We start from the raw sequence: 14,012 nt of genomic DNA, 5'->3' as shown, positions 1-14,012 counted from the left end.
GCTTTTAGAGCGCAGTTCAGGGGCGTAAAGGATAAAGCATTCTTCTTGTACAGATTAACTAAGTTATATGCATAATAGGAAAATCCCTCAGGGTTTTACGTTGATCCAGTTTATCATTCTCTAAATGACAACTCTCGTCTATATAAATCCTTGTTATATCCGACATATTACTTTAAGTATGCGTTTCTATACAGTCTACTCCTTGCTTTTGTATACACCTATTACAGAGAAAAAATAGATTAGCAATGTAAATATAAGCATTCCGTCTTCTATAGAAAACAAAAACTATAATAACAAGCCATTTCAGTCATGACTTGTTTTAATCTGAATACACAAATTATACATTCATGTATAATACATTCATGTATAATTTGTATATTTGCCCTTGAATCAATAACAAGCAGCTTATGAAGTCACCTTTTCAATACGGCACATTAGTCGATAAAGAAAGCTTCGTCAACCGGACAGAGGAACGCAGGCAACTGAAAGAATTACTGGGTTCGGGCATCAACGTTATGCTTATATCACCCCGTCGTTGGGGCAAATCGTCACTTGTAAAGGTGGCGATGGACGAACTGATGCACGAAGACAAACACGTCCGCGTTTGCTTCATCGATGCATTCAGCATCAAGACTGAAGCTGAATTCTACCGTACCTTTGCCCGTGCAGTCATCACATGTGCAGCCTCCACACTCGAAAAACGATTAGAAGACGTAAAGCAGTTCTTGAAAGCGATTTCACCCAGCATTACCCTCAAGAGCGATACAACCGACTCACTCTCTTTCGACTTGAAGTTCGAACCCGAAGAAAAGGACATCATGGAAATCTTGGAACTGCCCGAGAAGATAGCCTCAGCCAAAGGTATACAGTTGATAGTCTGCATTGACGAATTCCAGCAACTGGCACTATTGCCCGGCTACAAAAGTATGGAGGGAAAGATGCGTTCTGCATGGCAAAAACAGCAGCAAGTATCTTACTGCTTTTATGGTAGCAAGCGACACATGATGATGGATATCTTTAATAACTCGTCCAACCCCTTCTACCGTTTCGGGCAAGTCATATTCCTGCAGAAAATAAAAAAAGAAGAATGGATACCCTTCATCATAAACGCCTTCCACAGGACAGATAAAGAAATCAGTGAACAACAGGCCGAGCGTTTGTGCGACATCGTAAAGTGCCATTCATGGTATTTGCAACAGTTGTGTTATTTCATCTGGAGCGGCACATCAAAAGAAGTAACAGACGAAATCATCGAAGCCCGTACCCGCCAACTGATAGACACCAACATGCCCATGTTTATGAACGATACCGAGAATCTGACAGCCGCCCAAACGGCCATGCTACGTGCCGTAGCCGACGGAGAATATCGTTTCAACTCCATCCCCGTAGTGCGTAAGTATGAACTGGGAAGTGCCCAGACCATCACCCGCAACAAGCGTATGCTGACCGAACGCGATTTCATCGAGAAGGAAGGAAACCATTACGTCTTTTCCGATCCGATATTTGAGTTGTGGTTCAGGAGGGAGTATTGCTGAGAAAAAGACATATCAAAAGGGATGCCTAAAGTAAACTGTGTCATGCGATGTTTTTCTTTCGATCTCATCGGTCGGGGAACGACCAGCACCAAAGAACGGGTTCCCCGTCCCGATGAGCGTAAAATTATACCAGTTTACATTATCATATTTTCTGCTTGTTTTAATGGCTCTAGTAGATTTATTCAGTCATAAAATATAGAATAACTAAAGTTTCATAGACATTACAATACTCTTTCCCTGTAACTCATATATAACAGACTCTACTAAGACCATCATAGTATTTATTCCACTCATACATAACTCTCCTACCTTATAGTTGTCAGACTTTCTTTGACCTTGAGAATCTACATATTCAGTGTTTACACATACATTTACATCCTTCAAATCCACTCCTTTCAATTCTGATAAAGAATATATCAGTTCAATAGATGCATGCATTTTCTTTGTCATCACAACTGAATTAAATGATTTACAACTACATTCATGGTTTACTTTCGTCAATTCATTTTGTAGCTTAGAATGGCAAAGGCTAATATAACTTTTTGTAATCACTGCATTTTGCCAGTTCCTATTTATATAAGTGACCACAATACGTATCATATCATCCCTGATTATTCCATCACAAGCAATTAATGCTATTTTAGTTTTCTTTTCTATATAGTTACGATAGAATGGAATTCCAGTAACAATAGCCGATATGACTATAGAAATAATAGAAATTATTAAAGATGCTATTCCCATATGATACAACTTTTGATAATACAACAAATTACCAGTTCACTCTTCAACTATAGTTTTGAATTCTCTCCACATTATAGCTGTATAGTATGCTTCATAGCAACCTTTAGGGACATACAATGTTGCATTATTATAAGCATCAGCATTAAAACCAATTATTGAGGGAGGAATAATTGACTTACAATGTATTTCCTTAATACGTTTGCTATCCCAAAACACTCCACCTGTCTTTAAGCTGGCACCGAATATGATTTTTTCCAAGGAAGTACAATAATAAAATGTGGTTTCAACGAAACCTATAACACTATCAGAAATAGTAATTGATCTTAAACTTGAACAATACGCAAAAGCATATCCTTCAATATATGTAACCGATTCCGGTATCACTATTTCTTTCAGAGAAGAACAATCTCTAAATAATCCTCCATATAAACGAGTAATCTTATTGGGCAGAACAATAGATTCTAGAGTAGAACAATCAGAAAATGCAGATTTGCCAATCATCTCAATTGAATCCGGTAGATTTATTTTCTGTAAAAGGGAACATGCATAAAAACAAAATCCTCCAATAGCCCTTACGTTATCAAACAATTCAACTTTTTCAAGATTTTTGCAATAGCTAAAAGACTCATCTTCCATTTTTACACAAGAGTAAGGTAATAATACTTCTTTAAGAGACTTACATTTACGAAACATACAACTCCCAATAACATTATTTTTAGTATAACAAGGCTCATATTCAACTACACTTCCTGGTTTATAAGAATCAGGATAACAATATATTTCACCTCCTTCTACTATATTAACATTAGTAAGATCTAAATATTCAAGAATGCCATTTGTTTCTTTTTCTATATAATCTACGCCAGCCATTTCCCTAATCAGTCTAATATCTGAACCGTTAATATCCCCTTCAAGAATGAATCTTTTTACCTTAAAATAATCAATATTCAATGTTTCCATTTTCTTTTTTAAGGAACCAGCTGTTTCTAATTTCAATTTCAAAATGGTCTTCCCTGCCTGATACACTTTAAAAACCTCCTCCAGTTCGCCACTTCTGAAAATAATTTCTCCTTCACGCTTATCGTACTCCTCATTCTTGTCAATGGTAAACAAAAGACTAGACACAGAGAGCCCGCGAGTAGAAGTTCCTTTATGAATCCAATTCTGATATTGTTCAGGAATAGATACTTCATAAATTACATTGGCTTTTATTTCTATCTGGATAATACTTCCTTCTGTCCCCACCGAATATTCCTTTTGCGACAACAAGATCGCATCTTTCTGCACCTGAACAATCTTCAACGTATCTGCTATGGACTTATCATTCCTATCATAATAGATTATCTCAGTCTCCCTCTTATCATAAGTTTCATTTGGAGCAACAGTATAATAAAGTGTATGACTGGAAACACTTCTCGTTATGGTTGTAGTAATCCAATCCACCTGCGGCATCTTCACATCAAAGTCAAAATTACTGTTTAGCTCTACTGCAATCTGCTCTCCTTTATCAGAAACTCTATATTCATTTTTAGTCAATAATAAAATACTTTCTCCCGTCTGATACACTTTCAAAATCTCTTCCAAATCGCCGCTTTGGAAAATGATTTCTCCTTCACGTTTTTCATACTCTTCACTCTTGTCAATGTTAAACACACACTTGTCAGACTCAATCGTACGCTTGTGTATCCAACTCTGATACTGCTCGGGGATAATGACCTCATAGGATACATTTGCTTTTACTTCTACCTGAATTTCTCCTCCATTTTTGTCTACCTCGAATTTTGCTGTGGTAAGTGTTATGGCATCTTTCTGTTTTTGGGTTACTACAATTTTCTTAGTCAGATCATTCGCTGTGAGGTTCAGTACGACGTTACGATCGTCAAAACTGGTATTTTCACTGACCTTTACCAGTACTTCATTATCTCCGGCCTTTCCTTTGCTTGGAAACACCGTACACCAACTAACATCACCACCCGACTGCGAAACATCTATCGTCCAATCTTTATTGGTCGTAAAAGAAATAATATGCTCCCCGCCATCCGAAGTAAAGTCCAAGCTTTTAGTAAAATAGATTTCACTCCCGACATCGGGAGTAATCTCTGCCGGGGCTTCATCGTCCGAACAACCAATAAGAACATTAGGTAAGCACAAACATACAAACAAAAGCAATAGCCATGATTGAATAGAACTTTTAACAGCATTCTTAAATGAAATCATGATTAAATAGTATTAGCTTCCTCGCGCCCCTCCGAAGATTTATAAAAATAGAAAGCGTGGAACTGCGTGCTATTCATCGTTCTTGAAGGTCCTAGGAAAACCCACTATACAAATGAACAGACAGCAGACCCACGCTGAACTCAGCGCAGGAACCGTCTATGCCATTCTCGTATAGTTTTGAAAGTTTCCTAGGTTTTCAAGAACAAGAATGAAGCACAACGCTTCTTACAATATCATTTCACAAAACATTGAAGCTAAGGACGCTTCCCTGCTTCGGTTACAAAAGTATAAAAAGGACTTAGGAAAACAAAAGTTTAGAACCTATTTTTTTAGATAAAGCACCTGAACAAGACTTATTTTCTACATCTATAGATGTAGCCTACTGCATATATAGATGCAGTACACTGGATATATAGATGCAGTAAACCGAATGTATAGACACAACGCATCGGGAAAGAAGTCATATCCCCTATAGGTAACATCAATTCTTTCGTCCATAACCGAAACTTTCCTTGTAAAGATAGCAAATTCAGGTTATAACCGAATCTGTTGCCGGATCATCCTTTTAGCCCGCAACCTCCCAAAAAACTATCTATATCTTTTAACCTATCCTAATAATCTGCCTTATTGTCATCTATTTAGAACCGAAATCATTATCTTTGCGCCCTATATGCCGTTATGCTAACAAAGCGACGGCAAAACTGTATGTAAGAAACAAAACTGAATAATAACGAATTTCATCCGAATGAAACAGTACAAAGCCGTAAACAACCTTGTGGGTTGGATTACATTCATCATTGCAGCAACGGTTTACTGCATGACCATCGAACCGACTGCAAGTTTTTGGGACTGCCCGGAGTTCATCACCACCGGCTATAAGCTGGAAGTTGGACACCCGCCCGGCGCACCCTTCTTCATGTTAGTAGCCAACCTGTTCTCACAATTTGCTTCCGATGCCACCACCGTTGCCAAAATGGTGAACTACATGAGCGCGCTGATGAGCGGCGCCTGCATCCTGTTCCTCTTCTGGAGCATCACGCACCTGGTGCGCAAACTCGTGATTACAGACGAAAAAAATATCACCCGCGGACAACTCATCACCGTCATGGGTAGCGGACTGGTGGGCGCACTGGCCTACACGTTCAGCGACACCTTCTGGTTCAGCGCCGTAGAGGGCGAGGTTTACGCCTTCTCGTCCCTGTTCACCGCCGTCGTCTTCTGGCTGATACTGAAGTGGGAAGATGTGGCCAACGAGCCTCACTCGGACCGCTGGCTGATTCTTATCGCCTACCTTACCGGACTGAGTATCGGTGTGCACTTGCTCAACCTGCTCTGTCTGCCCGCCATCGTACTGGTATATTACTACAAGAAAGTGCCCAACGCCAATGCCAAAGGCTCATTGCTTGCCTTGCTCACCTCGGGCATCCTGGTGGCTGCCGTGCTCTACGGCATCGTACCCGGCATCGTGAAAGTGGGCGGCTGGTTCGAACTGCTCTTCGTCAACACGCTGGGCATGTCCTTCAACAGCGGCGTCATCGTCTACATCATCCTGCTGGCCGGATGCCTCATCTGGGGTATATACGAAAGCTACACCGAGAAGAGCAAGTCGCGCATGGCACTCTCGTTCATACTCACCATTGCCATGCTGGGTATTCCCTTCTACGGACATGGCAGCAGTTCCGTTGTCATCGGCATTATCGTAATCGCTGCCTTGTGGCTGTACCTCAGCCCGAAGATGCAGGCACGGATGAAAGAGAAATACCGCGTATCGGCACGCACGCTCAACACGTCGCTGCTCTGCACCATGATGATCGTCATCGGATATTCCTCGTATGCGCTTATCGTCATCCGCTCCACCGCCAACACGCCGATGGACCAGAACTCACCCGAGGACATCTTCACGCTGGGCGAATACCTGGGACGCGAACAATACGGCACACGCCCGCTGTTCTACGGCCCCGCCTTCTCCTCGCAAGTGGCGCTGGACGTGAAAGACGGTTATTGCGAACCGCGCGTCAAGTACAACGGCACCAAATTCATCCGTAAGGAAAAAGCTACGCCCGACGAGAAAGACTCGTACATCGAAATCCCCGGACGCATCGAATACGAATACGCCCAGAACATGCTCTTCCCGCGTATGTACAGCAGTGCGCACACCAACGAGTACCACAACTGGCTCGACATCAAAGGCTACGACGTGCCCTATGACAAGTGCGGAAACATGATAATGGTGAACATGCCCACGCAGTGGGAAAACATCAAGTTCTTCTTCTCCTACCAGCTCAACTGGATGTACTGGCGCTACTTCATGTGGAACTTTGCCGGACGCCAGAACGACCTGCAAGGAAGCGGCGAGTTAGAGCACGGCAACTGGATTACCGGCATCAACGCCATCGACAAACTGCTGGTGGGCGACCAGACCCTGCTGCCGCAGGAACTGCAGAACAACAAGGGACACAACGTCTTCTACTGCCTGCCGCTGCTGCTCGGTATCATCGGTCTGCTGTGGCAAGCCTACCGCGGACAGAAGGGCATCCAGCAATTCTGGGTAGTGTTCTTCCTCTTCTTCATGACCGGTATCGCCATCGTGCTCTACCTGAATCAGACCCCCACCCAGCCGCGCGAGCGTGACTATGCCTACGCCGGCTCGTTCTACGCCTTCGCCATCTGGATCGGTATGGGTGTAGCGGGCATTGTCCGTCTGCTTCAGCACTATGCCAAGATGAAGGAACTCCCGGCATCCGTCCTCGTTTCCGTAGTCTGCCTCCTCGTCCCCATACAGATGGCAAGCCAGACGTGGGACGACCACGACCGCAGCGACCGCTACGTATGCCGCGACTTCGGCCAGAACTACCTGATGTCCTTGCAAGAAAGCGGCAATCCGGTTATCTTCACCAACGGCGATAACGACACCTTCCCCCTCTGGTACAACCAGGAGACCGAAGGTTTCCGCACCGACGCCCGTACCTGCAACCTCAGCTACCTGCAGACCGACTGGTACATCGACCAGATGAAGCGCCCCGCCTACGACTCTCCATCCCTGCCCATCACCTGGGACCGCATGGAGTACGTGGAAGGCACCAACGAATACATCCCCATCCAGCCGGAATACAAGAAGAGCATCGACGCCCTCTATGCCGAAGCCGAAAAGCAGGCACTGAACGGCAACGCCGAAGCCCTGATAAACGTCAAGAAAGAGTTTGGCGACAACCCGTACGAAGTCAAGAACGTGCTGAAGAACTGGGTACGCAGCAAGAACCAGGACTTGAAGGTGATTCCTACCGACAGCCTCGTCATCAAAGTAGACAAGGAAGCCGTGCGCCGCAGCGGTATGCTGATACCGGGCGACAGCATCCCCGACTACATGCACATCTCGCTGAAAGGCAAACGCGCCCTCTACAAGAGCGAGCTGATGATGCTCGAAATGCTGAGCGAAGCCAACTGGGAACGCCCCATCTACATCGCCGTCAGCGTGGGTACGGAAAACCAGTTGGGCATGGCCAACCACTTCATGCAGGAAGGTCTTGCCTACCGTTTCACTCCGTTCGACACCAGCAAGACGGGCGTGAAGATTGACTCTGAAAAGATGTACGACAACCTGATGCACAAGTTCAAGTTCGGCGGCATCGACAAGCCGGGCATCTACATCGACGAGAACACCATGCGCATGTGCCACTCGCACCGCCGCATCTTCTCCCAACTCGTGGAGCAACTGATGCGCGAAGGCAAGAAGGACAAGGCGAAAGCCGCGCTGGACTATGCCGAGAAGATGATTCCCAACTATAACGTGCCTTACGACTGGCAGAACGGCGCCGTGCAGATGGCCGATGCCTACTATCAGTTGGGCGAAACCGCCAAGGCAGATCAGATGATGGAAACACTCGCCAACAAGGCGGTAGAGTACCTCACCTGGTACCTGAGTCTGGACGACAACCGCTTCCTCATCTCCAGCCGTGAGTTTGAATATCACTGGGCGGTGCTCGATGCCGAAGTGAAGATGATGAAGAAATACAATTCCAAGCTCGCCGAAATCTACGAGCCCAAGGTGGAAGAACTATACAATATGTATGTAGATAGAATGAAGAATTGATCTGCCTATGTTAATAGAACAGCCTCCCGAGCTATTTCGCAAACTATACCCGAGCGCTATCTGGAGGATGGACCCTAACGAAAAAGCCGTTTACCTGACTTTCGACGATGGTCCCATCCCCGAGGTAACGCCCTGGGTACTCGATTTGCTCGACAAACACGGCATCAAGGCCACCTTCTTTATGGTGGGAGACAACATACGGAAACATCCCGAAGAATTCCGAATGGTCGTTGAACGCGGGCACCGCATCGGCAACCATACCTTCAACCATATCCGCGGGTTTGAGTACAGTGCCAAGAACTATCTGGGCAATGCCGAACAGGCGCAGATCTTCATGGAAATGGGCGGTGACATCAACTGCAACGTGGAGAAGGCGTTGTACCCGCTTCTGTTCCGCCCGCCCCACGGGCACATGTTTGCAGGGCAATACATGAAGTTGAAGCACCGGTACAAGATCGTGATGTGGGATTTGGTGACCCGCGATTACAGTAAGAAGCTGCGCGGTCCGCAGGTGCTTGCCAACGTGATGAGATATGCACGCAACGGCGCCATCATCACTTTCCATGACTCCCTGAAGTCCTGGTGCAACGGGAATCTGCAATATGCACTGCCACGTGCCATCGAGTTTCTGAAGGAAGAGGGGTACGAGTTCAAAGTATTATAAATCAATAGATTGATAGAGGCCAGTGTTTGTCCGGACAGACACTGGCCTCTGTCATGACAAACACTGGTGTCTGTCGCGATAGACACTGGCGTTTAAGAAGTTGGAGGCTTGTGTCTGTCGCGTCAGATAGAAACCGTCAACGGATGACGTACCTTCTGTGCAAAGTCCGCCATATATTGGTTCCATGCTTCGGCAGTCTTGATGTCTGCCTTGTCCCAGGCAAAGCCCCAATAATATACGTAGTCGGCACCCGGCTCGTAATCGCTCACTGCCAGCACATGGCCGTCGGCATTATTGCGCTGTTTCTTTTCCTCTGCCGGGAAGAGAACCGTCTTCGCCTCCTTTACGGCAGCGGGGAAAGCGGCACCCATGAATATCTTACCGTTATCCGGTCCTGTAGTAGGATCGACGTAAGTCATGTAGCCATTGGCAGCATCGGCAACGACGGCGCCATCCGGTTCGTGCAGCACAATGCCAGTGACAACGGGCAAAGTCTCCTTCAGGTTGCTGTACGAAACGGCAGTCTTGTTGAGGTGGGAACCGGCATCCAACGTTATCAATCGGGTTTCTACCACGGTGGTGTCACCCTTTACATTCATCGCGGGGAATTCCAGTCTAACGGTGAAACGCAGGGGGCCGTTGTCCAGCACTTCTTGCGTCTTGTAGCACCACGGGTAGAGGATGCTGTCGTTTACCATCAGCGCGGCTACACCGGCTCCAAGCGTGGGGCCTACTGCATAGCAGTCCATGCCGTAGCCGTGGTCGATATGGTAGGAAATGGAATTTCCCAGTTCGCTTGCTGCTTTAGGGTCGGTCTTACGCAATTCGGCAATGTTGGCACGGACGTCCTGGTTCAGCTCTTTTTCGTAGAACGATTCCAGAACGGGCTCGGTGGTGTTGTATTTCGTAAATAAGTCGTAGCCGAAGCCGCGCTCGCCGCGTGCCTGCAAGGCAGGGCCGTAGGCACGGAAGGCTACCAGGTCGTTCTCCCAGGCTACGTCGTCCAGGCGTTCGGGGTATTGGCGCCCGCAAGCCTTTACTTCGATGTCTTCGGGGGTGCCCGGCTGGATGGTGTAAGTAGCTGTTGCATTGGCGGCTACGGTAGCCGGAAAGATAAGTTTATCGTCGTAGGTTATCTGATAAGGCACTTGTTCGCCTTCGACATTCAGAACCACAATCTGAGTGGTGTCGGCCAGTTTCAGCCGGTTCGAAACTTCGGCCATAGAGAGTTCCACCATTTCGCCGGAACGGTCTGTGGACAACGGGTTGGTTACCGTGACGGTCAGCGTCTTGCTGTCGCTGCAAGCGAAGCAGAAAAGGGCCGTCAGACATAATAAAAGGAGTTTTTTCATATTATTATAGGGTATATTGTTGAATAAATGAGAATTTACGAAGTANCTGTCGCTGCAAGCGAAGCAGAAAAGGGCCGTCAGACATAATAAAAGGAGTTTTTTCATATTATTATAGGGTATATTGTTGAATAAATGAGAATTTACGAAGTATCTCAAATTCCTCCGCCTGAAAGGGGAGGTGCCCGTAGGGCGGAGGGGGTTCACATCCGAAGGGACTTGCACAAAGTTACTTTCTATTTATGTAAGACCCCTCCGCCCGCAAGCGGGCACCTCCCCTTTCAGGCGGAGGAGTTTGAGATACACTTGTTATCACACGATGCTAAATTATCATTTATTCCCTAAACAAAAAAATAAGGCGGTAGCAATATTGCTCTATTACTCACCGCCTCATCACTTTATCACCTTATCACTTATTTAGGTTGCTTGCCGATATAAGCCAGGATACCACCGTCTACATAAAGGATGTGTCCGTTTACAGCATTAGAAGCTTCGGAAGCCAGGAATACAGCAGGACCGGTCAGTTCTTCTGCTTCCAACCAGCGACCGGCCGGAGTCTTGGCGCAGATGAATGAATCGAACGGATGGCGGCTGCCGTCAGCTTGCTTTTCGCGCAAGGGAGCAGTCTGCGGGGTAGCGATGTAGCCCGGGCCGATGCCGTTACACTGGATGTTGTATTCACCATATTCGGAGCAGATGTTGCGAGTCAGCATCTTCAAACCACCCTTGGCAGCAGCGTAAGCCGATACAGTCTCACGACCCAGTTCGGACATCATGGAGCAGATGTTGATGATTTTACCGTGACCTTTCTTCATCATGGCAGGCAGAACGGCTTTTGATACGATGAACGGAGCATTCAGGTCGATATCGATCACCTTGCGGAAATCAGCAGCTTCCATTTCATGCATGGGGACACGGCGGATGATACCGGCGTTGTTTACCAAGATATCAATCGTACCTACTTCTTTCTCGATAGTAGCTACCATAGCCTGAACGGCGGGTTCGTCGGTTACGTCGCATACATAGCCGTGTGCCTTGATTCCTTTTGCAGCATACGAAGCCATGCCTTTGTCTACCAATTCCTGGTTGATGTCGTTGAAGCAGATTGTTGCACCTTGCTCTGCATAAGCCGAAGCGATAGCAAAACCAATACCATAAGAAGCACCTGTAACGAGGGCTACTTTACCTTCCAAAGAAAAATTCAAATACGGATTCATAATGTATTATTTATTAAGTTTAAGAAATGATTTACTTCAAATCGGTTATCAGCGAGAAGTCCTGGTCGCCATAATCCAGATTCTCACCGCCCATACCCCATATAAAGGTATAATTGTGAGTGGCAGCAGCCGAGTGAATGGACCATTCGGGCGACAACACTGCCTGATCGCCTTTCATCCAGATGTGGCGCGTCTCGTCTACCTCGCCCATAAAGTGGCATACGGCATGGTCTTCGGGCAGTTCGAAGTAGAAGTAAGCCTCCATGCGGCGGCTGTGGACGTGTGCCGGCATCGTGTTCCATACGCTGCCCGGAGCAAGTTCCGTCATACCCATCTGCAACTGGCAGGTAGGCAACACCTGGTTCACCAGCATCTTGTTGATATTACGGTGGTTGGAGCCTTCCAAAGAACCCATTTCGGCTACAACGGCATCTTTCTTCGTTACTTTCCGGTCGGGATAGTTGCGGTGGGCAGTCAGGGAGTTGAAATAGAATTTAGCCGGATGGGCGGCATCTTTGCTCTCGAAAGTCACTTCACGGTCGCCTGAGCCGAGGTAGAGGGCTTCCTTATAATCCAGTTCGAACACGGCATTGCCGGCTTTCACTACACCCGGTCCGCCTACGTTGTAGATTCCCATTTCGCGACGGGTCAGGAAGTAAGGGGCTTTCAGCGGGTCGATGGCTTCCAGGCTCAGCACTTCGGCCACGGGCATGGCACCACCTACCACCATACGGTCGTACATGGAATATACCATATTAACTTCATCGGGTGAGAATACCTTCTCTATAAGGAAATCGCGGCGGATTCTTTTCGTATCGTAGCTTTTTGCATCTTCGGGATGCGCAGCATAGCGGATTTCATAGTTCGTCTTCATGATTCTGTTACGTTTTTAAGTTATGAATTCGGTTATCAAGGGCACGTCGTTTACGTACACGATGCAAATGTAGCAAAAGAAAATGGAGAAACCGTGCAAATTTGTGTCAATTATATAGTAATATCGTTCAAAGAAACAAAAAGAGAAGAAAGAAACAGCAAAGAAGGACAATCAGCGGAAAAGAGCAGTCATCAAAGAAAAGCAATCAGAAGAGCGGAGAAAACGAATCAGACAGGATTTCCCTGCAATGCTCTGCCACGGCGTGTATCATTTCCATGCCTCTCTTACGCGGAATGCGGATGCTTTCACCTACCGTAAGCATGTCCTCTATACCCGGACGCCCCTGGTTATTGACAGAAGTAGCATGCTCGCCGTTATACCCCTCCTTGCAAAGTGTCAAATCATAGGCAGGCGCCAATGACCACCGTCCGTCCCGGCAAAGGAAAGTGAAATTCTTGGCATGATCGTCTTTATTGTCCGTCAACACATTGAAAACCATCCGGCGGAACATTTCATCCACCTGCTTCGGATCTTGGGTCAGATACCCGGTGAGATGCAGCAAGGTGCGGTAATCCAATTTCGGATTATGAATGGACTCATTAAGCAATGCACCAGCCGTAGCTGTATGCAGTCTTTCTCCGTTTTCAATATCAAAGCGCTTGCTGGCAAAATATTTCCCTTGCATCAATTTGAAGTCGGCCACCCCGAGAGCGAGAATCCCGACGCAAGCCATTCCTTGTCATATTGAAAGGCACAGCAACGATTGTCCGGCGTCATGGTGAGTTCCCCCACCTTCCGGTCGTGGTAGAGTACCGACAGTTTATTTACCCATTTCATTGCGACCTCGCTTTCTGTTCTTATTCTTATTAATCAAGTCCAGTTCTTCCATCGTATCGTAAAGCGGCTCGTCCAGCAACGACTTTATCGCCCTGGCATATCCCAATGCCTTTGCCAGCGCCACATAAGATGCCAAAGAGATGGCATGCTTCTGCTCAAACTTCGCAATAGTAGGGGCAGGCACGCCGCTCAGTTCGGAAAGGGCATCTCTGGATAACCCTTTCTCCAACCTCCGCTTCTGCAAATTCCGGGCTAACGTTTGCAGCAGTTCTTCGGGTGTATCTATGTCAAAGCTGTAAAGAGAAGGCATATCATTATATCTGTTATATTTGGAATCTACCGATATTGAATATTATTATATCTGTTACAAAGATAGGATTTGGGATCAACGTAAAACCCTGAGGGATTAATGTCTAAATTCTTATCTTTGCCTCCACATTATGTAATATATGTAATAATGGAAACAAACGGTTATCGCCTTCTTCTTC

Annotated in this window: 10 protein-coding genes and 2 pseudogenes; 4 read left to right on the top strand and 8 right to left on the bottom strand. The window is 46.4% G+C overall.

Going from position 1 to position 14,012, the window contains the following annotated elements:
• The first annotated feature begins 407 nt into the window (after positions 1 to 407).
• A complete protein-coding gene (locus AAE250_RS23005) occupies positions 408 to 1,535 on the top strand; it encodes an AAA family ATPase (RefSeq protein WP_294603425.1) in 1,128 nt (375 codons plus the stop codon).
• A gap of 204 nt (positions 1,536 to 1,739) precedes the next feature.
• On the opposite strand, the gene AAE250_RS23000 is transcribed toward AAE250_RS23005, so the two are convergent.
• Both AAE250_RS23000 and AAE250_RS22995 read right to left on the bottom strand, forming a co-directional pair.
• Complete coding sequence (locus AAE250_RS23000; RefSeq protein WP_294603423.1) at positions 1,740 to 2,276, bottom strand: hypothetical protein; 537 nt, start codon at positions 2,274 to 2,276, stop codon at positions 1,740 to 1,742.
• A gap of 36 nt (positions 2,277 to 2,312) precedes the next feature.
• Positions 2,313 to 4,493 (bottom strand): leucine-rich repeat protein, encoded by a 2,181-nt coding sequence (locus AAE250_RS22995; protein ID WP_294603421.1) that lies wholly within the window; start codon positions 4,491 to 4,493, stop codon positions 2,313 to 2,315.
• Between the two features lie 745 nt (positions 4,494 to 5,238).
• On the opposite strand from AAE250_RS22995, the gene AAE250_RS22990 reads away from it, so the two are divergent.
• From AAE250_RS22990 to AAE250_RS23685, 3 genes and pseudogenes are all read left to right on the top strand, one after another.
• Positions 5,239 to 8,583 carry a DUF2723 domain-containing protein gene (locus tag AAE250_RS22990; RefSeq protein ID WP_294603418.1) on the top strand — a complete coding sequence of 1,115 codons (3,345 nt, stop codon included), beginning with the start codon at positions 5,239 to 5,241 and terminating at the stop codon, positions 8,581 to 8,583.
• Positions 8,584 to 8,590: 7 nt separating this feature from the next.
• Positions 8,591 to 8,935: pseudogene (locus AAE250_RS23690) on the top strand (polysaccharide deacetylase family protein); the annotation flags it as partial.
• Between the two features lie 36 nt (positions 8,936 to 8,971).
• Positions 8,972 to 9,247, top strand: a pseudogene (locus AAE250_RS23685) (polysaccharide deacetylase family protein); the annotation flags it as partial.
• A gap of 122 nt (positions 9,248 to 9,369) precedes the next feature.
• On the opposite strand, the gene AAE250_RS22980 reads toward AAE250_RS23685, so the two are convergent.
• From AAE250_RS22980 to AAE250_RS22955, 6 genes are all read right to left on the bottom strand, one after another.
• Positions 9,370 to 10,599, bottom strand: a complete 1,230-nt coding sequence (locus AAE250_RS22980) for a DUF4861 domain-containing protein (protein ID WP_294603411.1) — start codon at positions 10,597 to 10,599, stop codon at positions 9,370 to 9,372.
• 410 nt (positions 10,600 to 11,009) lie between these two features.
• A complete protein-coding gene (locus AAE250_RS22975) occupies positions 11,010 to 11,813 on the bottom strand; it encodes a gluconate 5-dehydrogenase (protein WP_294603642.1) in 804 nt (267 codons plus the stop codon).
• Between the two features lie 31 nt (positions 11,814 to 11,844).
• Positions 11,845 to 12,687, bottom strand: a complete 843-nt coding sequence (gene kduI / locus AAE250_RS22970; RefSeq protein ID WP_294603645.1) for a 5-dehydro-4-deoxy-D-glucuronate isomerase — start codon at positions 12,685 to 12,687, stop codon at positions 11,845 to 11,847.
• A 205-nt stretch (positions 12,688 to 12,892) separates the two neighbouring features.
• Positions 12,893 to 13,420, bottom strand: a complete 528-nt coding sequence (locus AAE250_RS22965; protein ID WP_294603647.1) for a type II toxin-antitoxin system HipA family toxin — start codon at positions 13,418 to 13,420, stop codon at positions 12,893 to 12,895.
• A complete protein-coding gene (locus tag AAE250_RS22960) occupies positions 13,372 to 13,524 on the bottom strand; it encodes a HipA N-terminal domain-containing protein (protein WP_342289453.1) in 153 nt (50 codons plus the stop codon). Before AAE250_RS22960 ends, AAE250_RS22965 begins: the two co-directional genes overlap by 49 nt.
• Complete coding sequence (locus AAE250_RS22955) at positions 13,508 to 13,834, bottom strand: helix-turn-helix domain-containing protein (RefSeq protein WP_294603649.1); 327 nt, start codon at positions 13,832 to 13,834, stop codon at positions 13,508 to 13,510. The genes AAE250_RS22960 and AAE250_RS22955 overlap by 17 nt, the downstream gene beginning before the upstream one ends.
• Positions 13,835 to 14,012 lie beyond the last annotated feature (178 nt).

The organism is Bacteroides sp. GD17 (assembly GCF_038448625.1).
Lineage (GTDB): Bacteria > Bacteroidota > Bacteroidia > Bacteroidales > Bacteroidaceae > Bacteroides.
The sequence above is the reverse complement of the archived record's forward strand: the minus strand, read 5'-3'. Positions and strand labels throughout refer to the sequence as shown.

Coding starts and splice junctions, on each gene's coding strand:
- AAE250_RS23005 (WP_294603425.1), top strand. CDS start 408: ATGAAGTCACCTTTTCAATACGGCACATTAGTCGATAAAGAAAGCTTC.
- AAE250_RS23000 (WP_294603423.1), bottom strand. CDS start 2,276: ATGGGAATAGCATCTTTAATAATTTCTATTATTTCTATAGTCATATCG.
- AAE250_RS22995 (WP_294603421.1), bottom strand. CDS start 4,493: ATGATTTCATTTAAGAATGCTGTTAAAAGTTCTATTCAATCATGGCTA.
- AAE250_RS22990 (WP_294603418.1), top strand. CDS start 5,239: ATGAAACAGTACAAAGCCGTAAACAACCTTGTGGGTTGGATTACATTC.
- AAE250_RS22980 (WP_294603411.1), bottom strand. CDS start 10,599: ATGAAAAAACTCCTTTTATTATGTCTGACGGCCCTTTTCTGCTTCGCT.
- AAE250_RS22975 (WP_294603642.1), bottom strand. CDS start 11,813: ATGAATCCGTATTTGAATTTTTCTTTGGAAGGTAAAGTAGCCCTCGTT.
- kduI (WP_294603645.1), bottom strand. CDS start 12,687: ATGAAGACGAACTATGAAATCCGCTATGCTGCGCATCCCGAAGATGCA.
- AAE250_RS22965 (WP_294603647.1), bottom strand. CDS start 13,420: ATGGCTTGCGTCGGGATTCTCGCTCTCGGGGTGGCCGACTTCAAATTG.
- AAE250_RS22960 (WP_342289453.1), bottom strand. CDS start 13,524: ATGAAATGGGTAAATAAACTGTCGGTACTCTACCACGACCGGAAGGTG.
- AAE250_RS22955 (WP_294603649.1), bottom strand. CDS start 13,834: ATGCCTTCTCTTTACAGCTTTGACATAGATACACCCGAAGAACTGCTG.